The organism is Polaromonas sp. P1_A2 (genome assembly GCF_056406895.1).
The window spans coordinates 304,829-326,080 of sequence record NZ_JBFTZI010000003.1 but is presented as its reverse complement, the minus strand read 5'-3'; the positions used below and the strand labels follow the sequence as shown (position 1 = coordinate 326,080).

14 protein-coding genes are annotated in these 21,252 nt (G+C 64.6%); 9 read left to right on the top strand and 5 right to left on the bottom strand.

The features are described from left to right. The first annotated feature begins 278 nt into the window (after positions 1 to 278). The 5 genes from AC1D09_RS13560 to AC1D09_RS13540 all read left to right on the top strand — a co-directional run bounded on the left by AC1D09_RS13560 (position 279) and on the right by AC1D09_RS13540 (position 5,424). On the top strand, positions 279 to 1,181 hold the full coding sequence (locus tag AC1D09_RS13560) for a c-type cytochrome (RefSeq protein ID WP_477661201.1): 903 nt from the start codon (positions 279 to 281) through the stop codon (positions 1,179 to 1,181). A gap of 80 nt (positions 1,182 to 1,261) precedes the next feature. Continuing rightward, complete coding sequence (locus AC1D09_RS13555; protein ID WP_477661200.1) at positions 1,262 to 1,663, top strand: DUF3224 domain-containing protein; 402 nt, start codon at positions 1,262 to 1,264, stop codon at positions 1,661 to 1,663. Positions 1,664 to 1,678: 15 nt separating this feature from the next. Next, on the top strand, positions 1,679 to 1,933 hold the full coding sequence (locus tag AC1D09_RS13550; RefSeq protein ID WP_477661199.1) for a hypothetical protein: 255 nt from the start codon (positions 1,679 to 1,681) through the stop codon (positions 1,931 to 1,933). A gap of 1,050 nt (positions 1,934 to 2,983) precedes the next feature. Beyond that, positions 2,984 to 3,232: a hypothetical protein gene (locus AC1D09_RS13545; RefSeq protein WP_477661198.1), complete on the top strand. Its 249-nt coding sequence runs from the start codon at positions 2,984 to 2,986 to the stop codon at positions 3,230 to 3,232. Next, a complete protein-coding gene (locus AC1D09_RS13540) occupies positions 3,229 to 5,424 on the top strand; it encodes an acyltransferase family protein (protein WP_477661197.1) in 2,196 nt (731 codons plus the stop codon). Before AC1D09_RS13545 ends, AC1D09_RS13540 begins: the two co-directional genes overlap by 4 nt. 10 nt (positions 5,425 to 5,434) lie before the next feature. On the opposite strand, the gene AC1D09_RS13535 is transcribed toward AC1D09_RS13540, so the two are convergent. The 5 genes from AC1D09_RS13535 to AC1D09_RS13515 all read right to left on the bottom strand — a co-directional run bounded on the left by AC1D09_RS13535 (position 5,435) and on the right by AC1D09_RS13515 (position 17,467). After that, positions 5,435 to 6,583, bottom strand: a complete 1,149-nt coding sequence (locus tag AC1D09_RS13535; protein ID WP_477661196.1) for an alpha-hydroxy acid oxidase — start codon at positions 6,581 to 6,583, stop codon at positions 5,435 to 5,437. Between the two features lie 119 nt (positions 6,584 to 6,702). Further along, positions 6,703 to 8,034 (bottom strand): TPM domain-containing protein, encoded by a 1,332-nt coding sequence (locus AC1D09_RS13530; RefSeq protein ID WP_477701096.1) that lies wholly within the window; start codon positions 8,032 to 8,034, stop codon positions 6,703 to 6,705. A gap of 15 nt (positions 8,035 to 8,049) precedes the next feature. Next, on the bottom strand, positions 8,050 to 10,299 hold the full coding sequence (gene pbpC, locus AC1D09_RS13525) for a penicillin-binding protein 1C (RefSeq protein ID WP_477661194.1): 2,250 nt from the start codon (positions 10,297 to 10,299) through the stop codon (positions 8,050 to 8,052). Beyond that, on the bottom strand, positions 10,296 to 11,501 hold the full coding sequence (locus tag AC1D09_RS13520; RefSeq protein WP_477661193.1) for a serine hydrolase domain-containing protein: 1,206 nt from the start codon (positions 11,499 to 11,501) through the stop codon (positions 10,296 to 10,298). Before AC1D09_RS13520 ends, pbpC begins: the two co-directional genes overlap by 4 nt. Continuing rightward, entirely contained in the window at positions 11,498 to 17,467 is a 5,970-nt protein-coding gene (locus AC1D09_RS13515) for an alpha-2-macroglobulin family protein (RefSeq protein ID WP_477661327.1), read from the bottom strand. The genes AC1D09_RS13520 and AC1D09_RS13515 overlap by 4 nt, the downstream gene beginning before the upstream one ends. A 204-nt stretch (positions 17,468 to 17,671) precedes the next feature. Between AC1D09_RS13515 and AC1D09_RS13510 the strand changes: the two genes are divergently transcribed. The 4 genes from AC1D09_RS13510 (at position 17,672) to AC1D09_RS13495 (ending at position 21,219) form a co-directional block, all read left to right on the top strand. After that, entirely contained in the window at positions 17,672 to 18,505 is an 834-nt protein-coding gene (locus AC1D09_RS13510) for a hypothetical protein (protein ID WP_477661192.1), read from the top strand. A 107-nt stretch (positions 18,506 to 18,612) separates the two neighbouring features. Further along, the gene (locus AC1D09_RS13505) at positions 18,613 to 19,254 is read left to right on the top strand and encodes a hypothetical protein (RefSeq protein ID WP_477661191.1); all 642 of its coding nucleotides are present in this window, start codon (positions 18,613 to 18,615) and stop codon (positions 19,252 to 19,254) included. A gap of 31 nt (positions 19,255 to 19,285) precedes the next feature. Continuing rightward, on the top strand, positions 19,286 to 20,506 hold the full coding sequence (locus AC1D09_RS13500) for a helix-turn-helix domain-containing protein (RefSeq protein WP_477661190.1): 1,221 nt from the start codon (positions 19,286 to 19,288) through the stop codon (positions 20,504 to 20,506). Positions 20,507 to 20,550: 44 nt separating this feature from the next. Next, the gene (locus AC1D09_RS13495; RefSeq protein WP_477661189.1) at positions 20,551 to 21,219 is read left to right on the top strand and encodes a Vgb family protein; all 669 of its coding nucleotides are present in this window, start codon (positions 20,551 to 20,553) and stop codon (positions 21,217 to 21,219) included. The last annotated feature ends 33 nt before the right edge of the window (positions 21,220 to 21,252 follow it).

Below are 21,252 nucleotides of genomic sequence, written 5' to 3'. Positions count from 1 at the left end.
GCAGGGGAAGGGGACGGGTCGCTCACCCGGCAAGCATAGCAATTCGGGCTAGCCGGCACCGCCGGTTCGACACGATTCGGCCCTATTTGGTCCGTGCAGCCGCGGGCCGAACGGGTATCCGGCTGTGGCATGCCAGCGCGCGCAAGCCCAGCGCAGGCAAATATTTCCGCTGTTATTTCCTTAGGGGACTTCTAAAATCCCGCCTTTGCCCAAAACAGCACAAGCGGCCCATGAAGCGACCCAGCCTGCACCCCACAACAAGACCCGGAAAAAACACGATGAAACGATGGATCAAATGGAGCGCCGGCATTGCCGGCGCCGTGGTGCTGTTGCTGGCCGGCACGGCCGTGGTCGGCAGCCAGATGGCTGACAGCAAAAGCCAGCGCCAGGTCAAGGTGGCTGTGCAGCCCGTGGCCATCGCCGCCACGGCCCAGGCGCTGGAGCGCGGCGCCTACCTCTACAACTCGCGCGGCTGCGCCGATTGCCACGGCGCCAACGGCGCGGGCCGTGAATTCATGAACGACGGCAAGGGCATGCGCCTGGCCGGCCCCAACATCACGCCCGGCGAAGGCAATGTGGTGGCGCGCTACACGGCCGAAGACTGGGTGCGTACCGTGCGCCACGGCGTCAAGCCCGACGGCCGGCCGGTGTTTGTCATGCCCAGCGAAGACTACAACCGCCTGACCGACGAAGACCTGGGCGCGCTGGTCGCCTACGTCAAGGCCATGCCGCCCAAGGTGGGTAGCGCCGCCGTGCTGGACCTGCCCCTGCCGGTGCGCGTGCTCTATGCCTTTGATGTCATCAAGGACGCCGCGCAAAAAATCGACCATACGCTGCCGCCCGCCAAACCGATCGCCGAAGGCGTGACCGCGGCCCACGGCGCCTACGTCGCCAATATGTGCATAGGCTGCCACGGCGCGGGCTTGGCCGGCGGCAAGATCCCCGGCGCCCCGCCCGACTGGGCGCCCGCCGCCAACCTGACACCGGGCGAGGGCAGCGCCATGCCGCGCTACAAGGACGCCGGCGCCTTTGTCGCCATGCTGCGCAGCGGCAAGCGCCCCGACGGCACGGCCATTTCCGTCATGCCCTTTGAGTCGCTGCGCGCGCTCAACGACGTTGACGCGCAGGCGCTGTATGCCTATCTGCAGACGGTGCCGGCAAAGCCTTTCGGCCAGCGCTAAGCGGGCGCCGCCAGCAGGCAGGGCGGCCGGCGCTCTGGCATCATGGCCGGCATTGCCACCTCTTCCTGAAAGCCAATGCCATGCCCCAAGCCACCGGAACCTTTGAAGTCAAGCTCGCGCCGCAAGCACTCGCGAACCCGGACGCCGGTCCGCTGATGGGACGCCTCTCCATCAACAAGACTTTCAGCGGCGACCTGCAAGCCACCAGCCAGGGCGAGATGCTCAGCGCCGGCACCGCCGTCAAAGGCTCGGCCGGTTACGTCGCGATCGAGCGCGTGACGGGCATGCTGCACGGCAAAAGCGGCAGCTTTGTGCTGCAGCACAGCGGCACCATGAACCGCGGCGCGCCGCAGCTGAGCGTCAGCGTGGTGCCCGATTCAGGGACCGGCGAACTCACGGGCCTGAGCGGCACGCTGGGCATACAGATTGCCGACGGCAGGCATTCGTATGTGATGGACTATGAGATTGCGCCGCAGGCCTGAGATGGCGGGATAGCTTTGACCCTGCTTCACCGATTCTGGTTTTCTTTCGAAGGCCTTCCGCCGTTTTCCATATTGAGGGTCGGTTGCGGCGTAACAGCCTATAGCTATAACGACGCCGTTCAGATCCTCAAGGACCAGGTGTTTGCGCAATCCTTGCCGGCCTGCACGGTGGTTGAGGATGTTGACGTCAGCACGCTGGATGAGAACCACGTCCGGCCGAACATGGGTCTGACGACGCAACGCAGCGTCTGGTTTCCGCTGGGCTATTGAGCCTTGTGGCTGCGTTTGATACACGCACTAAAAAATATTCTTTGGCAACCCGGCTTGCCGTGATGCGCGCGCTGATACGCAAATTATTTCTTCGTAACTTCGCGCATGCAGCTACTGAGAAGGTACTCAATTTAGATTGAAGTTGAATTGAAATCGCCCTCGGCATCGCATATGGCGGCGGGATTCTGCCAGAAGCCTGTGAAATTGATAAGCGCGAAATTTTCAAGGCGAGAGATTTTGTTGCCTCATACGCACACTCAAGATGTTCCTCATGCAGATGGAGGGTGACAGGCGCAATACCCCTCACTAGACTGCCTGCTCTTGCGCAGCTTGCGCGCGATAAAAATAAATTACCGAGGGATTCCATGGGATTGTTTCGATGGCTTGAGCCGGGTGAGGAGCGTGTGAATTGTTTGTGTTCACCAGACGCCATGTCACCAGGAAACCTGCAAAGAAACATCACGCGGGTGTGCGACGCCCTGAATCGAGTTCAGCAAACAACCGGTGCAAGCAATTGAGCACCATTGCAACTATTCACACGGCCATGTTTCCAGGCGCCGTGCTTCTCGCCGTGTTGCAGTCAAACTGCGCCGCTTTGTTCTTGCGCGCATGGATGCGTGCTCTCTCCCACCCTGATTCGCCCACTCTGCCTTTTTGTGTTGCTGGCTGTGCCAGCGCTGGGCTATTCCGCCAATTCACCCCTTTTATGGTCTACTCCCCTGACGGGTGCTTCCACATACCCCTCCACCGAGGCCGCTTGTGCTGCTGCATGGCAAGTCAACGTCACGCCGTGCCATTGCCCGGCTGGCGAAAACTATTGCTGGACCCCTGGCGGCCCCAATCCAAGCAATACGAAATGCACCTCCGTTTGCACCGGATCGGCTTGTGCTGGATACAGTTTTTGCTCCTCTGCCGCAGCCGAGTGCGGTTATGAAGGCGATACCTTGATAGCTACGTGTCCAGGCGGCCACGCGCCGGACAAGCTCACCGGACTTTGCATAGCCCCTTCCCTGGCGAAATCCAACGGCGGGACTTGTTGCGGATGCCGACGTGTCTGATCGGCTGTGCCGTGAAACTACTGCCGGCTATCGCCTTGAGAGCAACAACCGGATCGAGCGCTACGACAACACCGGCCGCTTGACCGGCCTTACGGACAGCCAAGGCAGGAATCACACCTTCACTTATGACGTCCAGAAGCGGTTGGCGACCATCGTCGATCACGTCGACCGCCAATCGGTGCAGATCGACTTGAAATCAACAAGCCAACAAAAAAACCAGATGCGATCAATTCAAGAATGACCGAGCCGTTATCACCGCGCGCCGAGTTTCCTCAACCCTCGGAAAAAAAACTCATCACCGCAGGCGCCTCGACGGGAACCCCCCCTTTCTCTTCCGGTGCGTTGCCTGAGGAAACTTCAACACTCAGCCATTCGTCATATCGGCCTGATATCGACGGTTTGCGTGCGATTGCCATACTCGCGGTTGTTATTTTTCATGCCTTTCCCGGCGCATTGCCTGGTGGATTTGTGGGTGTGGACATCTTCTTTGTTATCTCAGGCTTCCTCATCTCCAGCATTATTTTCAGAGGCATCCACCAGGGAAATTTCAGCTTCTCCCTGTTCTATGCGCATCGGATCAAGCGAATCTTGCCTGCCTTGGTGCTTGTACTGGCGGCATCGTATCTATTTGGCTGGTTTACGCTTGTTCCAGATGAGTTCAGTCAACTAGGCAGGCATATTGCCGCAAGTCTCGGTTTCATTCAGAACTTCGCCCTCTGGGGAGAAATGGGATATTTCGACACGGCGGCGGAGTTCAAGCCCTTGATTCATCTGTGGTCGCTGGCTGTCGAGGAGCAGTTCTATCTGGTCTATCCGCTGGCAATCTGGTGCGTATGGAAGGCACGGAGGAACGTTTTTGCGTTCGTCCTTGTTCTGGGCGCACTTTCTTTTGCATTGAACCTGCTGGATCCGGCCGGATCCTTCTTTTTGCCTCAAACAAGATTCTGGGAAATATTGGCGGGGTCTGTACTGGCCTATGTCCAGTTATTTAAAAAGCAGCAGTTGATGGCGTACCTGAGGCGCTGGGCCCCAAGGTTGGCCTCTACAGACACGACGGGCTTGCAGCTTGATCCGACAGTCCTGAATTCCCTGTCTGTAGCTGCCTTGCTCTTGGTGGCTGCAGCCGTTTTCTGGCTGGACAGTACGAGAGATTTCCCAGGATGGTGGGCCTTGGCGCCCGTGACGGGGGCTTTTTTTCTGATTGGCGTGGGGCCCGATGCATGGGTGAACAAGGTAGTTTTGGCCAATCGGGGAATGGTGTTTGTGGGCCTTATCAGTTATCCCCTTTATCTGTGGCACTGGCCTCTTTTGTCGTTCCTGCAAATTCTGGTGCGCGGAGATCTACCCCAAAATGCTCGCCTGGCCGCGCTTGCGTTGAGCTTTCTGCTGGCATGGCTGACGTACAGGCTGGTGGAGGTATCCATACGCGGTGGTTCGAGCAGCCGTATCAAAGTAGGCCTGATTTGCCTGCTCGCCGCAGTGGTGTGGTGTGCCGGATATCAGTTGGTCCTTTCGAAAGGTATGCCATCCAGGCGTGTTGTTGAAATGAATGCCGTGATTTCAGGCAGGATGCTTTCCCCTTATCCGCACAATACAGTCACCCGCTGCGGACTGGATGCGGATGTCGCGAAGAAATTTCCAGATTGCCGAAGTGACGTTCGTGGTGTTGTGCGATTTGCGTTATTGGGTGACAGCAAGGCTGCCGCGCTGGCACCTGGAATTTTTTGGGAGTCAAGCTCCAGAGGCTACTGGTTATTTATTGGTGGAACGGACCAGTGGGGTGCGACTCTTGTACCGGTATTGAGCGACGCCGCGCAGTACTCTGGCTTTCAAGAGCGCACGAGAATTGCGCTTGAAGGAGTAGCCGCAAACCGCGAAATTAAAGTGGTTGTAATCACAACTGCAACCCGCAAGCTTTTTGGGTTGAATAATGACTACTCGATTGACGATCTGCCCGCGAGCAAAAACTTCAACCTCGTGCTGGATGGGCTGGACCGAACGGTGGATCGGCTGGTCAAAGCGGGGAAGAAAGTCGTCATTACGGTGGACAACCCGACGCTGAAAGAGCGAAAAAAATGCTTTTCAAGGGTCAGTGGGCTTGATTTTGTGAATGACTTTTTGCATTTGATTCCGAATCGGTCCCCTTGCTATATCACCTTTGACCGGCATATGGAACTGTCGAAGCAATACCGCGAAGTGCTTGAAATTCTGCAGGCGAAATACGCGGGAAAGCTTCGTATTTTTGATCCCTTGAATTTGCTCTGCGATATGAAGAATCGGGTATGCGGTTCAGCCCTGAATGGTGTTCCTCTTTATAGCTATTCAGACCATATTTCCGAGCGTGCCAGCGTGCTTGTTGCGAGCAAGCTGGTTCCATTTGTGGAAAGCTTTGCTCAAGAGCAAAGCAATAGCGGGAGCTTGCCGTTGCATTGACACGCGGCTGTTAGTAAGTCCCCGGCACAAAAATGCTTTGGTTCACCGCCTTGATATCGGTGCGCCCACAAAACGCCATCGTTAAATCAAGCTCCTTGTGGATGATCTCCAGCGCCTTGGTCACGCCTTGCTCGCCCATGGCGCCCAGGCCGTAGAGGAAGGCGCGGCCTATGTAAGTGCCTTTGGCGCCCAGGGCTACAGCCTTGAGCACGTCCTGGCCGGAGCGTATGCCGCCGTCCATATGCACTTCGATCTGGTTGCCGACGGCCGCGATGATCTCGGGCAGGCAGGAAATGGAGGACATCGCGCCGTCCAGCTGGCGGCCGCCGTGGTTGGAGACGATGAGTGCATCGGCGCCTGAATTGACGGCCAGTTTGGCGTCCTCGACGTCCTGGATGCCTTTGAGGATGAGCTTGCCGCCCCAGCGTTTTTTGATCCACTCCACGTCGCCCCAGTTCAGGGCCGGGTCGAACTGCTTGGCCGTCCATTCCGAGAGCGATCCCATGTTCTCCACGCCTTTGACATGGCCCACGATGTTGCCGAAGCCGTGGCGTTTGGTGCCCAGCATGCCCAGGCCCCAGCGCGGCTTGGTCATGAGGTTGAGGATGGTGGAGAGTGTGGGTTTGGGCGGGGCGCTCAGGCCGTTCTTGAGGTCTTTGTGGCGCTGGCCGAGGATTTGCAAATCCAGCGTGAGCACCAGCGCCGAGCAATTGGCGGCCTTGGCGCGGTCTATCAGGCTTTCGATAAAGGCGCGGTCCTTCATCACATAGAGCTGGAACCAGAAGGGGTGGCGGTCGGTGCCGGCCGCCACGTCCTCGATGGAGCAGATGCTCATGGTCGAGAGCGTGAAAGGGATGCCGAATTTTTTGGCGGCGCGGGCGCCCAGGATTTCACCGTCGGCATGCTGCATGCCGGTGAGGCCCGTGGGCGCGATGGCGACCGGCATGGCGACCGGCTGGCCTATCATGGTGGTGGCCGTGCTGCGGTTTTCCATGTTGACGGCCACGCGCTGGCGCAGCTTGATCTTCTGGAAGTCGCTTTCGTTGGCGCGGTAGGTGCTTTCGGTCCACGAGCCGGAATCGGCGTAGTCGTAGAACATGCGGGGCACGCGTTTTTGGGCCAGGACGCGCAGGTCTTCAATATTGGTGATCACGGGCACGGTGATAGTCTCCTCAGTCGCTCAATGCTAAAGCCTGGCGCCGGCCGGTGATTGAATAAATTTCGGTGGCCCTCAAATTATTTCAATACGGGGCCCCGACCCCGGCCCAGGCAGTCCTTCTACCAGCTGCCGGAGGCGCCGCCCCCGCTGCTGGAGCCGCCCGACGAGCTCCGGCTGCTGGAACTGGAACTGGAGCTCGAACTGCTGCCCGATGAACTGCCGCCCCCGCTGCTGGTGCTGACGCTGCCCGGGAAGAAGCCAAACAGCATGGCCAGGCCGGCCGCGATCCCGGTGGGCAGCCAGGATTCCAAGTCTATAAAAAGCAGGTCGGGTGGATTCTGGAAGGCCACATAACCCACGATGCCGGCCACTAGCGCGCAGCGCACGCCGAACTCCAGCAGGCTGCGCTTGAAGGCCATGTAAGCACCCGCACCGATGATGCCCAGCAGCAGGCAGGCAACAGCGCCCCCTGCGACGTAGAGCAGACCCAGGCCGAAGCTGTTGGCGCCCACCGCATAGGCCATGCCGGCCATCAGGCAGATCACCAATGCGATACCGCCCACCACCCTGCGCAAGGTGCGCGAGCGGCCACAGCCGAAACCCAGCGCAAACGCCAGCGGCACCGGGAAAGTCAGCAAGACGACCGCCAGGCCGGGCGCCTTCAGGGCGGCGGCCGCCACCAGCGGCAGGGCGGCGGCCACGCCCATCGTCACCGGCCACTTCCATTTCCACTTGCGGTGCGCGCGAGCCGCACCTATGGCGAAACCCCACAGCAAGGAGGCCAAAAAAGCCCAGCCAAAGGGCGTGACGCCGCGGCCCGTGTCTTCCACGGGCTGCGCGTCGCCGCGTACCGCTGCGCCTATGTGGTCGATGGCCGCTTGCAGCCCGCCCGCGTAGTCCCTGGCCTGAAAACGCGGCTTCATCTGCTCGTCGATGATGCGGCCCGCCAGCACGTCGGGCACGCTGCCCTCCAGGCCCTGGCCGACCTCGATGCGCATGCGCCTGTCCTCTGTGGCGACCAGGATCAGGATGCCGTCATCGCGCTTCGTGTCACCGAGTTTCCATTTCTCGAACACGCGCATGGCGTATTCCTCTATGGCTTCTACGCCCGTGGTCGGCAGCATGAACACGACCACGGCCGCCCGGGTGTCGGCCTCCAGCGCCAGGATTTGTTCGTTCAAGGCCGCGACCTGCGCGGTGTTCAGCGTGCCGCTGGTGTCGAGTACGCGCGCGCTGTAGGGCGGAACGGGCACCTGCACGGCATCGGTCGGCGCGGCCATCTGCGCGGCGTCAGCCGACACGGCTGTCTGCGCGGCATCGACCGGCGGGGCTGTCTGCCCGGCACCGGCCGTCAGCACACACAGCGCCGCCCAGAGCACCAGCAGGGTTTGAAAGAGGCGCCGTGTGGTCGGCAGTGGCAGGGAGGGCAGGGCGGTTTGGAGTTGGGGCATGCGGATGGCTGAGGGTCAACGTTTGGCGGCCGCGCCGCCACGTGCGCTGGCTTCGCGCACCCCGGCGCCGCGCACTTCGAATTTGATCTCGTCGGCGACCTTGCCGCCGGCATCGAGCAGCTGCACCACATGCCGGCCCGGCCAGGGCAGCCACTGGGCTTGCGGGCCGCGCGCGAACTCCTTGCCGTCCATCAGCCAGCGTGTGCCGCGGCCTTCGGCGCTGAAGCTGATGCGCTGGTGTTTGGGCGGGATGTCCGGGTCCAGCGCGATGATGGTGCCCGAGGCCGGGGCGGTGATGCGGGGCGGGGCGTCGGGCTCGGCCGCGGGTTTTTTGCCTGGCCTGGAGGCCTTGGCCGGGCCGAAATCGCCGTTGCCGGAATTCGCGGCAAACACTGCCTGTTCCGTGCCCTGGATAAACCATTCGCTGCGTGCCGCCTCCAGCGGCGTTCCGCCCTGATTGCCGAACTGCGTGCGGCTTTGCACCAGGCCGGCGGGCGGTGTGGGCGCGCGGCTGCGTTCTGTCCTGTGCAGGTAATTCATGAGCGCCGCCCAGATGGGCGCCGCGCCGCTGGTGCCGCTCACGTCCCACATGGGCGCGCCGCTGGCATTGCCCACCCACACGCCCACGGTGTAGCGCTGCGAAAAGCCCATGGCCCAGTTGTCGCGCATGTCCTTGCTGGTGCCGGTTTTGACGGCCGTCCAGAAACGCGTGGCCAGCACGCTGTCGGTGCCGAAGGTGCGCGCGCGCGCCAGCGGGTCGGCCATGATGTCGGTGGCGATAAAGGCGGCGCGCGCGTCCAGCGCCGGTTTGAAGACGGGTTTGGGATTCTTCGCGAGCGAAGGCGCGCTGTAGCGCCCGCCGTTGGCCAGCGTGCGGTAGGCATTGGTGAGCGACAGCAGCGAAACCTCGCTGCTGCCCAGCGCCAGGCTGTAGCCGTAGTAGTCGCCCGATTCTTTCAGCGGCAGGCCGACTGCCCTGAGCTGCTTGTGGAAGGCGTCGGGCGAGACCATCACCAGCGTGCGCACGGCCGGCACATTGAGCGAGGCGCCCAGCGCGGTGCGCGCCGACACCAGGCCCTTGAACTGCCGGTCGTAGTTTTGCGGGATGTAAAGGCCGCCCGAGGTCTGTATCTGCGAGGACGAGTCTTCGAGCAGCGAGGCCGCGGTGATGCGGCGTTCGGCCATCGCCTGCGCGTACAAAAAGGGCTTGAGCGTGGAGCCCGGCTGGCGCAGCGCCAACACGCCGTCGACTTCGGCCGCGTCGCTCAGCTCGCCCGAGGAGCCCACCCAGGCCAGCACCTCGCCCGTGGCATTGTCCAGCACCACGATGGCGCCGTCTTCCACATGGCGGCCGCGCAGCTCGCGCAGCTGCTGGGTGAGAGTTTGCACGGCGAAGCGTTGCAGCGGGGCGCGAACGGTGGAGGCCAATGCCCGGGGCGTGTTAGCCCGGCCCTGGGTGTTGCCGGCCTGGGCGGCTACCAGCCTGCGCGCCAGATGCGGCGCCACGCCCTCACTCGCGTCAAAAGCCTTGCGCTGCAGCGCGGCGCTGGCAAACAAATCCAGGCCCGTGCAATCCACCTTGGCGGGTGCTTGCATGACCTTGAGCACGCCGCAGGCGCGCTGTGAGACCTGCGCGGCCTTGGCATTGGGCGCGCGCACCAGCGCGGCCGCAATCGCCGCCTCGCGTTCGTCCAGGCCATGCGCGGCCTTGCCGAACAGCGTGCGGCTCAGCGCGTCTATGCCCACCATCTCGCCGCGAAAGGGCACGAGATTCAGGTAAGCCTCCAGGATCTGGTCCTTGCGCCAGCGCGCTTCCAGCATTTGCGCCGAGACGGTCTGGCCGACCTTTTGCGTGAGGCTGCGCCCGCCCGCGCCGGCGCGCCAGTCTTCATCGAGCAGCCCGGCCAGCTGCATGCTGATGGTGGAGGCGCCGCGGGTCTTGGTGTTCCACAAATTGCCCCAGGCCGCGGCCGAGACGGCGCGCCAGTCCACGCCGCTGTGTTCGTAAAACCGTTTGTCCTCGCTGAGCACCAGCGCTGTGCGCAGGGCCGGCGATACATCGGGCAAGGCAACCCACTGGCCGCGCCGCACAGCTTTGTCGGTGCGCAGGCGCTGCAGCAGTTCACCGTTGCGGTCCAGCACCAGGGTCTCGGAGGGCTTGAAGCCGCGTTTGACTTCGTCGAAGGTGGCGGCGGCGCGGGCGATGCCTGTGGTGCACGCCGCCAGCAGCAGCGCCGCCGCGATGTGGTGCCTGATCCTGCTCATGCCACCAACCCCACCTTGGTCGCCGCACTAAAAAGCTGCAGCAGCTGCGCCTGCCAGGGCCCCTCGGCCTCCACGGCGGTCTGCACCAGCACGGTCTGGGTCACGCGGTCCACCAGCACGCGCTGGCCGTGGTGGCCGTTCATCATCATCCAGCTGCCGTCGGCCTTGGGGTGCCAGAAGAAATTCTTGTAGCCGAAATAGCGCATGGCCGTTCCGTGCCGGCCCTGGGCGTCGGCGGCCGACCAGGAGGAACATTCGTCTATCCATTTTTTGCTGACGACCTGGCGGCCTTCAATGGCGCCGTTCTGCGCGATCAGCTGGCCCAGCCGGGCCCAGTCGCGCAGCCGCGCGCCAAAGCCTATGCAGTTGAACTCCTTGCCCTTGCTGTCGCACAGCCAGCTGGCGCCGCCCTCGGCGCCCAGGGGCTGCCACAGGGCCTGCTCACAAAAGGAGGCCAGGGGCTGGCCGGTGACCTGGCGAATCACCATGCCTATGGTCAGCGGGCACAGCTCGTTGTAGTTGTAGCGGGTGCCGGGCGGCTCCTGCACGGTATTCCAGCCGCGCACCACGGCTTCCAGGTCGGTGTTGCCGCCGGAGAAGGCGCGCGGGTAGATGGTGGGGTTGTCGCGGTCGTGCAGTATGGCCGCGCCGCTGGACATATTCGCCAGGTGGCGCAGGGCGATGCCGCCGTGCAGCGTGCCCTTGAGTTCCTCGACATACATCTGCGGCGTGTCGTCCATGGAGCGGATCAGGCCGCGGTCCAGGCAGATGCCCAGCAGCAAGGATGTCACGCTCTTGGCCATGGACCAGCTGGTCATACGCATCTCGGGCTTGCGATCGAACTGGTAGGACTCCAGCAGCACCTGGCCCTTGCGCGCCACCAGCAGGCCGGTCACCGGCCAGGCCTTGAGGTAGTCCGCCGCCGATTCCGCAACCGGCGTAAAGGCCTTGAGGCTTTCAGCCGAAGCGGCCACCAGTGGAGAGGCCTGTGCCGGCGCGGCGATGGGCCGCGCGCGGAACATGGCCTCGTAGCCGCCCGAATAATTGCCGATGCGGTAGTCCTTGTCGGTCCAGCTGCGGTTGGGCCCCCAGCCCGTGGGGTAGCCCAGGCTGCGCTGCCAGTCAGCCGCGGCCGCGGCCGCCACGCGCGGCAGGGCCATGCCCGCGGCGAGTGCGGCGGCTACGGCGCGGCGCTGGATCATTTCGCGGCTTCCACCTTGACCCGCGCATTCGGGAATTCACCGAACATCTCGGGCGCGTACATGGCCTCCACGCGGCTGGGCGGCAGCGCGAAATCGCCGACATTGTTCAGGCGCACGGTGTATTCCATCTTCACCACGCCTTTGGGCAGGTATTCGTAATAGCTGCGGAAGGCTTCGAAGCTGCGTTCTTCAAACGCGGGCCAGCCGGTGCCGGTCTTTTTCTCGCCGCTGGTGGCGATTTCCGAATCACGGCCCAGGCCGCCGCCGAGGATGGTCGCGCCGCCGGGCACCGGGTCGCTGATCACCACCCAGGTCATGTCGGCGCTCGCGTTGACTTCCAGCGAGATGCGCACCACGTCGCCGCGGGTGTAGACACCCTTGACGGCCTGCTCCACCGGCGTGATGGTCTTCTTGATCTGGTAACCGGCGTTAAACGGTTCCTTGAGCTGGATGGCTGCGATGGACTGCAGGGTGAGCCAGGGCTTGCCCGGGCCCTGGTGCGTCACCGTCAGCGTGTCTTTCGCGGCGCTGCCCCAGGGCAGGAACATGCTGTTGTTGCGCAGGTTGCCGGGCGAAGCGGGTGCGCCGAAGAAGGTGGTCTGGTTGGGCGCCCCGGCCGCGTCGGTGGTCTTGACACGGTCAACCTTGGCCCACTCCACACTGGCCGCACTCGCGGCGGCCGCGGCCAGCGTGGCCTTGGTCACACCGGCCACCGGCGTGGCTTCAAACTTGGCCGAGAACTTGTCGAGCGCCAGGCCGCCCCAGAGGTTGGCCGTGGTGGTGTGCCAGGCGCCTTTTTGCTGGCGCGCGATAAAGCCGTTGGCCAGGCGCCCCATGTCGTCCTTCCAGGCCGGGTCGTCCATCACGGCCAGCATCAGGCGCGCGGTGTTGACGTCGCCGTTGGTCATCAGCCACCACCAGTAGTCGTCCTTCTCGGTGCTGAAGATGAGTTTGGTGCCCTGGAAGGACAGGCGTGAGCGCAGCACCTGGTTGGCCTCGGCAATGCGCTGCTCGCGCTGCGGCGCGTCGGCCACACGTTTCAAGATGTTGAGCCAGTCGATCACCGCATGCGTGGGCCACTGGTTGGGCGCGACGGTGATGCTGCCCAGCATGCGGCCCTGGGCCTTGCCGTAGCGCGACAGCGCCTCCAGCGCGGCCAGCTTGCGCACGTCCAGGTCCTTGCGCGGGCTCCAGAAATCGCGCTGGATACGGCCTTCCACGAATGCGATCAGGCCGCGTTCCATGGGTGCGCGGGCCTCGTCGGGCAGGGCAAAGGCCGGGTTGAGGCCGGAGGCCTCATGCGTGGCGGCCAGCAAATAGGCCGTCAGCGCATCACTGCCGCGGTTGGCTTCGCCGTCGCGCGGCGGGAAGTAGTTGGCCAGGCCGTCGCTGTCGAGGTAGGTGGGCAGTTGCGCCAGCACGGTCTGCCAAAGCTTGCCGTCGCGCAGGCCCACGGCCTTGCTGGTTTTCTGCTCCAGGCAGATAAAGGGGTACATCGCAAAATAATCGCGCACGCCGTCCATGCCTTCGGCCAACTTGGGCTGCAGCGACATCTTCAGGCCGCCACGGCCGGGCAGGGCGTCGGCCGGTGGGTTCACGTCCAGCGTGAAGCTTCCGTCGACCTGCACCAGCGTGGCCTGCTGCACCGTCAGCGGCACGGCCGGGATGATGCGCTGGCGCGCCTTGAGGCCGTCGCGCGCACCGGTGATCGTGTCCTTGGCTTCAATCTCCCACAGGATGGCTTCGGCGCGTGTGAGCGCCAGCTGCGCGGGCGCGGTGACCATCCAGGCCACCTCGCGCGCCTCGCCGGCGGGGATGTCCACGGTCTGCGGCTTCAGGTCGAGCAGGGTGGCGCGCGGGCTCACTTCGACCTTCATCGCGGCTTTGGTGGTGTTGCGCAAGGTCAGCTGCGCGCGGAACTGGTCGTCCTCGCGCACCAGCGGCGGCAGGCCGCTGATGATCTGCAGGTCCTGCGTGGCGCGTATGGATGTCTGGCCGGTGCCGAAGAGGCCGGTGCCGGCATCGGCCACCGCGACGATCTTGAAGGTGGTCAGCGCGTCATTGAGGGGTACCGTCACCACGGCCTGGCCCTTGGCGTCCAGCACCACATTCGGGTTCCACAGCAGCAGGGTTTCCAGCAGTTCGCGCGTGTTGCTGCGCCCGCCGCCGCCGCCGGCCGCCACGGCTTTGCGCCCGTAGTGCCTGCGGCCTATGATTTCCATTTGCGCGGTTGAGGTCTCCACGCCCCAGGAGCGGCGCTGCAGCATGGCGCCCAGCAGGTCCCAGCTGTCGTTGGGCATCAGTTCCAGCAGCGCCTGGTCCACCGCGGCCAGCGCCACTTCGGCATTGGCGGCCGGCTGGCCGTTGGGCAGTTTGGCGGTGATGGTGACCTTGGCCTGGCCGCGCACCGCGTAGCTTTCCTTGTCGGCCTTCACGCTCACCTCAAGCTGGTGGGCCTTGGTGCCCACGCGAATCTCGGCCACGCCCAGGCGGAAGGCCGGCTTGCTCAAATCAACCAGCGCGGTGGGCGCCACGTATTCGCGGCCTTCGTACCAGAAGGAGGTCCACCATTCGCGCGGCGCCTTGTAGCCCCAGGTGAAGAAGCTGTACCAGGGCACCTCGCGCAGCCGGCCGCGCAGGGCCAGCACGCTGACATACACATTCGGGCCCCAGCCGTCCTTGATCTGCAGGTTGACGGTCGGGTCCTGGCCGTTGAGCTGCACCACCTGGGTTTCGATCACGCCTTCGCGCTCAATCGCGACCAGGGCCGTGGCAAAACGGAAAGGCATGCGCACCTGGAACTTGGCGGTCTCGCCGGGCTGGTAGCTTTTCTTTTCGGGCAGCACGTCCATGCGGTCGTGGTCCTCGCCGCCGAACCAGAGCTCGCCCTGGCGCGTGACGTAGACATTGCTGGCGGCCTGGATGCTGTTGCCGTCCTTGTCTTTCGCCGTCACGATGAGTTCGACCTCGCCCGGCTCGCCGAGCTTGGTCTCACACAGCAGCAGGCCGCGCGAGTCGCTCTTGCCGCTGCAGACGCTGCCGAGGTCCTTGGTCTCGGTCTTGTTGTCATAGGTGTAGAAGCCGCCCACCATGCGCTTGCGGCTGGTGGTGGTGATGCGCGCCACGGCTTTCACCTCGAGCGATACGCCCGGGGCGACCTTGCCTGTGAGGTCCAGCGCCAGCGCCTGGAATTTGATTTTCTGGCTGGAGGAAACCCAGCCTTCGGTTTTGATACCGGCCACCACGGCGGCGGGCCAGACGGTGGAGACGCTGCGAATCGTCTGCACCTCGCCGTTGGGGTCGGCATAGCTGGCTTCCAGCAGCAGCTCCTGCGGCTGCCTGTGCGCGGGGATGTCGTTGATCGTGAGCTTGCCCGCGCCGTTGCGGTCCAGCGTGAGCGGCAGCTTGTCGGCGATCACGCGCTGGTCCTGCGAGGCCGTGCGTTCCTCGTTGTCCTGGTTGCCGCCGCTGTCGCGGTTGTTGCGCGGCGGCATGAAGTTGAATTCTTCATAGTCGCCGTAGCTCAGACTCTTGGCGCGCACCAGCGCCGACACGCGCACCGGCAGGTTGACGGCGCCGCCGCCCGAGACGTAGTTGATCTGCACGTCGGTGGGCACGGACTTCACGTTGATGAGCGCCTTCTTCTCGGAAGGGTTGATGCGGCCCTCGAGCACCGGCAGGCGGAACTCTTCGACGCGGAACTGGCCGCTGGTGAAGCTGCGGGCGCGGTTGCCGCGGCCCTTGCCGCTGTCGTTCGGGGCCTTGAGCTGGACTTCGTAAATACCCAGCTTGGCGGCCGGCGGGATCGCGAAGGTGTTCTCGGCGCTCAGGCCGCCTGTGGCCGTCTTGCGCCAGCTGATGGGCTGGGTGAATTGCTGGCCGCTGCCCACATGGGTGACGACCAGGGTGGCCGGCGTGCCCTCGGGCAGGCCGAAGCCCTTGCTGGTTTCGGTGCGCAGCACATGCTTCATGGACACGGTCTCGCCGGCGCGCAGCAAGGTGCGGTCAAAAATCGTGTGGGCCCGCTCGTCGGGCATGGGGTCGCGGCTGGTCGGCACGTTGAAGCGCCAGGGCTCTATGCCCTTGTGCCAGTCGCTCCAGGTAAAGGCCAGGTCTTCGACACCCGCTACCGTGCTGCGCGCGCTGACGAAATAGGCGTTGCGGTAGTCGTCGTTGTTGCTGCCCGAGCAACGCGGCGGCTCGGACGACAGCTCGCTGAAATTCGCGATGCCTTGCGCGTTGGTGACGGCTTTCGCGATCTCGGTGCCGTTGCAGCCCGAGACGCGCACTGTGGCGCCCGCCACCGGCGTGCCCTTGTCGAGTGTGGTGACCCAGGCCAGCGAGTTCTCGCGGCCCAGCTTGAAATGCACGCCCAGGTTGGTCACCAGGGCCGAGGTGCGCACATACATGGTCCGGCTCGCGCCGTGGCGCTCGTCCAGCAGCGAGGTACCGAGTTTCTGCGAGGCGATCTCGACCACATGGAAACCAGGCGCCAGCGGGATGCCGACGACTTCAAAGGGGCGTGGGTCGCCGCCCACGGGTTTGGGCAGGTCCAGCGTCTTCACGCCGGCCTGGCCGCCCAGCAAAGACAGCATGCGCGACTGCACATAGTCCTTGTCGCGCGTTTCCAGCGGCTTGGGCAGCGGGCCCTTGACGTCGGCGGCCGCCGCCTTGCGCGGGACCTCGTACTCGTCATAGCGCTGCACCTTGCGGAACCAGGCAATGATGTCGGCATCGGTGCGCGGCTGCAGGTCGCTGACCTTGCCGGCGCCCGGGGCCAGGCCCTTGACCTGCAGGGCCGCTTCCACATTGCGCAGCGTGACCGGCAGCAGGGCCGGGTCGCCGGGTTTGGTATTGGGTTCGGCAAAACGCTCGACGATGCCGAAGGGCGAGGCGGCGAATTTTGCCAGCGGCGGCATCGCGCCCGTGGCCACCTTCAGCGGAAAGCTGTCGGCATTGCGCAGCGTGCGGCCCGAGGCGTCCTTGAAGTTGCTGGGCAGTTCCAGCGAGAACTGGGCCTGTTCCGGAAACAGCGGCTTGAAGGTGATGTTGGTGACCACGTTGTCGCCGTCGCTGTTGCCTTCTTCAAAAGAGGGCTTGAGCGTGTCCTTATCGCCTTTGAGGCGTATGCCCTCGGCCAGCTTGCGCGGCACAGGCGCGTTGAAAGACAGGCTCATGGGCCGCATGGGCAGGCAGGCCGACTGGGCGTTCTCGCGCTCACAGCTGAAGGACGCCGAGAAGGGCTCGCGCACCTGGAAGTTGTAGCGTTTTTCGACCGAGTTGGGCACGCCGCTGGGCGTGCTCACGCCCTTGCCGTAAACCAGCTGGACCTTGCTGGCAGAGCTCAGGCGCCGGTTGCAGGCCAGCGTGACGTAACGCAGCGGCTCGCCGGCCGCGGCCTTGTCCAGGCCCTGGGACTTGAGCAGCTCCTCGCGCTCCTTGCCCTCGATCAGCTTGACAGGCACGCGTTCGCCCAGGCCTTCGACGGCGCACCAGACGTTCTCGCGAACGCTTTGCAAGGTGGCCGGGCCGTTGAGCTGCAGCAGGAAGTACTGCTCTTCGTCGATGCGCTGGTAGGTGCCGGGGCGCAGGTTCTGGATAAACGGGCCGCCGGTGTTGAACTTGTAGGAAGAGGGGCCGGCCACCGGCAGGCCCTTGGGTGACTTGAAGGTGCCGACCAGGTTCACCGTGCAGCTGACGCCGGGCGGCAGGTCGTTCTCGAATTCAAACGCCCATTCGCGCTCGTTGATCCAGCGGCCCGAGCCCTTGGTGGCCTGGGCGTCGCTGCAGCTCAGTGACAGCGGGGCGGGCGCTTTCGGGTCGCCGAAATTGACGGCGCCTTCATCGAACTTGGCGACGATCTGCCGCACACGCGCGACCTCGCCCTGGGGCGAGAGGCTGGTGACTTGCAGGGCATGGACATGCAGCGAAGCCGCCGCGATCAGTGCCAGGGCGGCTTTTTTCATTATTTGGCTCACGTTTCCTTCTCCTTCGGGAAGCCAGAGCGTAGCTGATTTGTATGTAACAAAATGCAGCGGCGACCGGGAAAAATGCCCCAAGCCGTGGCTTGGGTGCTGGCCGGCACGCCGGCCCTCCGGAGAGCGCGCCAGCGCAGGGGATTGTTGGGTCGCGGCTATAGTGGCCGCAAATACAACAAACGGGAAGCTTCAATGCGGACACGTTCACAAATCGCAGGGTGCTGGATAGCCGCCGGGATGGCGGCATGCGCATTTCTCGCTGCACCGGCTTTCGGCCAGATCAGGCAGACAAGCCCTGAGGCACAGCTTGCCTGCCAGGTGTTTGATCAGGCCAACGGAATGCGGCCGGTACTCACCTCTGCGCGGGCCGGCGACGCTGAAGCCGTTCCGAAACTCGGACAGCACATGGACGCTCTGCGAACACTGATGCGTGGCAATCTGCCGCCGTCTCTCGACCGTTTTGCGCCTCTCGTAGGCGGTATGGAGTATTCGGCGAAAATTCTTCTTCAGAAGCCCCATGTCCTGCCGACAGTGCAGAACGGCCTGCACGATGTGATTCGCGAGTCACTGGTCTTGGTCAGCCAGGCCCAGGAAGTGGCGGTGAATGAACGCAAGGGTCGCCAGGTGCCTGCGCGCGTTGCGGCTGCGCAGCAATTGCCGATACTGCTCGACAGCCTCGCCAGGAATGCCGGAAGGGTTGCCGCCGCAGAAATGTCCCAGGATGCCGTTTTCGATCTCGGGCGCAACCTCAATGACCTCAGAACATTGACGCATGCGCTGACAGTTGGAAACGCCGAGCTCAAAATACCCGCGGTCAGCAACGCGCAACAGCGCGTCCGACTGCAGAAGCTCACGGAGGATTTCGCTCCGATCTGGGCGAGTGCAGGTCAAGCGCTGGGCAATTTGCAGGAGTACGTCACGGCGGACATTGCCATCAACCACCTCCAGAAGGCGTCGTCCGAGCTGGTAGCCGGTGTGCTGCGCGTTTGCTACGCACCGGGAATCCGTGTCGAGCCGCGCAGCTAGGGGCCGCGAGAGGCACACAGACACAGGAATCAGTGATGAATAAATATCGAACCCTTGCGAGTGTTTGCTTGTCCCTTGTGCGCGGCGCATGCGCGGCATGCCTGCTGATGCCCGTGCTCTCCTGGGCCGGCGGTGCGGAATTCGCGCTGCGCTGGAGCAGCGGCGGGCCGGTGTCCGCCGAGGAGGCCGTGGCGGTGATGGGCCTGGAAGGCAGCCGCAAGGTCACGGAATACGAGGTGGAGTACTTCACGGTGTCGGCGCCGCCGGTGTCCACCGAGCCGCCGGCAATCGGCCGCAGGCGGACCCGGTCCGACGGCAAGGTCGAGCTGACGCTGAAGTACCGCAGCCCGCAACCCTTCGGCAGCGGCTTTGACACGGACGCTGCCTGCGCCCTGGGAAAAAACACCAGCATCAAGCGCGAGACCGATGTTTCGGTGCTGCAGACGCTGGAACCCGGCCGGGCCTATTCGATTTCCTGCGAGCGTGAAGCGAAGAAGACGCTTGATTTTCCCGAAGCCATGCGCGCGAAGGCCATGGGCTGCAAGAACCGCATGAAACGTGTGGCCGTCGGCGGGTTCAAGGTGGAGGAATGGCAACTCCCCCAGGGCCGGCTTCTGGAAGTGTCCATGCCGGGGAGTGACACACCGCAAGACCTCGCGCTCTTTATGGCCAAGGTCAAGCCCTTGCTGGACAAGGGTGTGGTGGTCGTGGACCGCAGCAAGACCCAGGCGGGAAGCGGCTGCAGCTAGCCACTCCCGCAAGGCGGTGTAGCCTACGCCCATGGATTCCCTGATCACCGCCTCCTCGCGCGCGCTGGCCGCCGGCGATGCGCTGGGCGCGCTCAAGCGGGTGGCGCTGCGCGACGATCCGCCGGCGCTGGCCTTGCGCGGCATTGCCATGGCCCAGCTCGGTGAGCACCCGCGCGCGCGTGAACTGCTGCGGCGCGCGGCGCGCGGCTTCGGCGCGCATGAGGCCTTGTCGCGTGCCCGCTGTGTGGTGGCCGAGGCCGAGGTGGCGCTGGCCATGCGCGACTTCACGGGCTCGCCGCGCGCGCTGGCGGCGGCCTCCGCCACGCTGGACGCGCATGCCGACCATGCCAATGCGCTGCAGGCCTGGCTGGTCACGGCGCGCCGGTTTTTATTGCTGGGCCGGCTTGAGGAGGCCAGGGCCGCGCTGGCGCGGCTTGATGCGCGGGGCCTGCGGCCCTCGCTGAGGGCGGTGGCTGAAATGACCGCGGCCGAGCTGGCGCTGCGTTCGCTGCAGGTCGGCGAGGCGCGCCTGGCACTGGCGCGCGCGCAGGCGGCGGCCGAACGCGCGCAGGTGCCTGCGCTACAGGCCGAAGTGGCCGAGGCACGGGCTGCGCTCGACAGGCCCGCGGCCCGGCGGCTCACACCGGGTGGCGAGCAGGCGCTGCGCCTGGACGAGGTGTCGGCGCTGCTGGCCTCGGACGCGCTGGTGGTCGATGCCTGCCGGCATGGGGTTGGCGCCGGCGGGCAGTGGCGGCCGCTGGCGCGCCGGCCCGTGCTGTTTGCGCTGGCCCGGGCGCTGGCCGAAGCCTGGCCCGGCGATGTGGAGCGCGAGGCCTTGATTGCGAAGGTGTTTCGCACCAGGCATCCCGACGAGACGCACAGGGCGCGCCTCAGGGTTGAAATAGGCCGGCTGCGCGCGCTGGTCAAGCCGCTCGCGGCGATTGAGGCGACCGGCCGGGGTTTTATCCTGAAACCGCTGGGCGGGCGCGACGTGGCCGTGCTGGCGCCGCCGCTGGACGGCGACCAGGCCTCGCTGCTGGCGCTGCTGTCGGATGGTGCGGCCTGGTCCACCTCGGCCCTGGCGCTGGCCCTGGGCGCCAGCCAGCGCACGGTGCAGCGCGCCCTGGCCGAGCTGGAAGGCGAGGGGCGGGTGCGCTCCATAGGGCGGGCAAGGGCCCAGCGCTGGCTGGCGCCGCCGCTTGCGGGATTCACGACGATCTTGTTACTCCCCGCTGCGCTGCCGATTGGATAGAGTTGTCTCCATGGCGTCGATGAACGGCGCGACAAGGAAGCACGATGACAAGCAAGACCCTCAGCAAGACACCCGAGCCCAAGGCGCGCCCCGCCGAGATCGTGCGCGAATACGGCTTCCCCGGCATCAACGACATCGCCGGCGTCACCCACGACGGCCAGCGCGTCTGGGCCGCCGCGGGCAGCCAGCTGATCGCTTTCGACCCGGCCAGCGGTGAGCAGACACGCACACTGGACTGCTCGGGCGACGCCGGCACCGCCTTTGACGGCAAGTACCTGTACCAGATCGCCGAGTCGCGCATCGCCAAGATAGACCCGGCCAGCGGCAAGGTGCTGGCCACCATCCCGGCGCCCGGCGGCGGTGGCGATTCGGGCCTGACCTGGGCCGAAGGCAGCCTGTGGGTGGGTCAGTACCGCGACCGCAAAATCCACCAGATCGACCCCAAGACGGGCGCCATCCAGCGCACGATTGAATCGAACCGCTTCGTCACCGGCGTGACCTGGGTGGACGGCGAACTCTGGCACGGCACCTGGGAGGGCGACGAGAGCGAGATACGCCGCATAGACCCCCAGAGCGGCGCCGTGATCACGCGGCTCGAAATGCCGCAGGGCGTGGGCGTCAGCGGGCTGGAGTCCGACGGCGCCGGCCTGTTTTACGCGGGCGGCGGCAAGAGCGGCAAGGTCCGCGCCGTGCGGCGGCCCAAGGCTGCGTAAAGCCGCATAGAACGCAGCGCTCAAGGCAGCTAG

What these genes read in the sequence shown, in the direction of transcription:
- AC1D09_RS13560 (WP_477661201.1), top strand. Translation starts at nt 279, where the DNA reads ATGAAACGATGGATCAAATGGAGCGCCGGCATTGCCGGCGCCGTGGTG.
- AC1D09_RS13555 (WP_477661200.1), top strand. Translation starts at nt 1,262, where the DNA reads ATGCCCCAAGCCACCGGAACCTTTGAAGTCAAGCTCGCGCCGCAAGCA.
- AC1D09_RS13540 (WP_477661197.1), top strand. Translation starts at nt 3,229, where the DNA reads ATGACCGAGCCGTTATCACCGCGCGCCGAGTTTCCTCAACCCTCGGAA.
- AC1D09_RS13530 (WP_477701096.1), bottom strand. Translation starts at nt 8,034, where the DNA reads ATGCCCCAACTCCAAACCGCCCTGCCCTCCCTGCCACTGCCGACCACA.
- pbpC (WP_477661194.1), bottom strand. Translation starts at nt 10,299, where the DNA reads ATGAGCAGGATCAGGCACCACATCGCGGCGGCGCTGCTGCTGGCGGCG.
- AC1D09_RS13520 (WP_477661193.1), bottom strand. Translation starts at nt 11,501, where the DNA reads ATGATCCAGCGCCGCGCCGTAGCCGCCGCACTCGCCGCGGGCATGGCC.
- AC1D09_RS13515 (WP_477661327.1), bottom strand. Translation starts at nt 17,467, where the DNA reads ATGAAAAAAGCCGCCCTGGCACTGATCGCGGCGGCTTCGCTGCATGTC.
- AC1D09_RS13510 (WP_477661192.1), top strand. Translation starts at nt 17,672, where the DNA reads ATGCGGACACGTTCACAAATCGCAGGGTGCTGGATAGCCGCCGGGATG.
- AC1D09_RS13505 (WP_477661191.1), top strand. Translation starts at nt 18,613, where the DNA reads ATGCCCGTGCTCTCCTGGGCCGGCGGTGCGGAATTCGCGCTGCGCTGG.
- AC1D09_RS13500 (WP_477661190.1), top strand. Translation starts at nt 19,286, where the DNA reads ATGGATTCCCTGATCACCGCCTCCTCGCGCGCGCTGGCCGCCGGCGAT.
- AC1D09_RS13495 (WP_477661189.1), top strand. Translation starts at nt 20,551, where the DNA reads ATGACAAGCAAGACCCTCAGCAAGACACCCGAGCCCAAGGCGCGCCCC.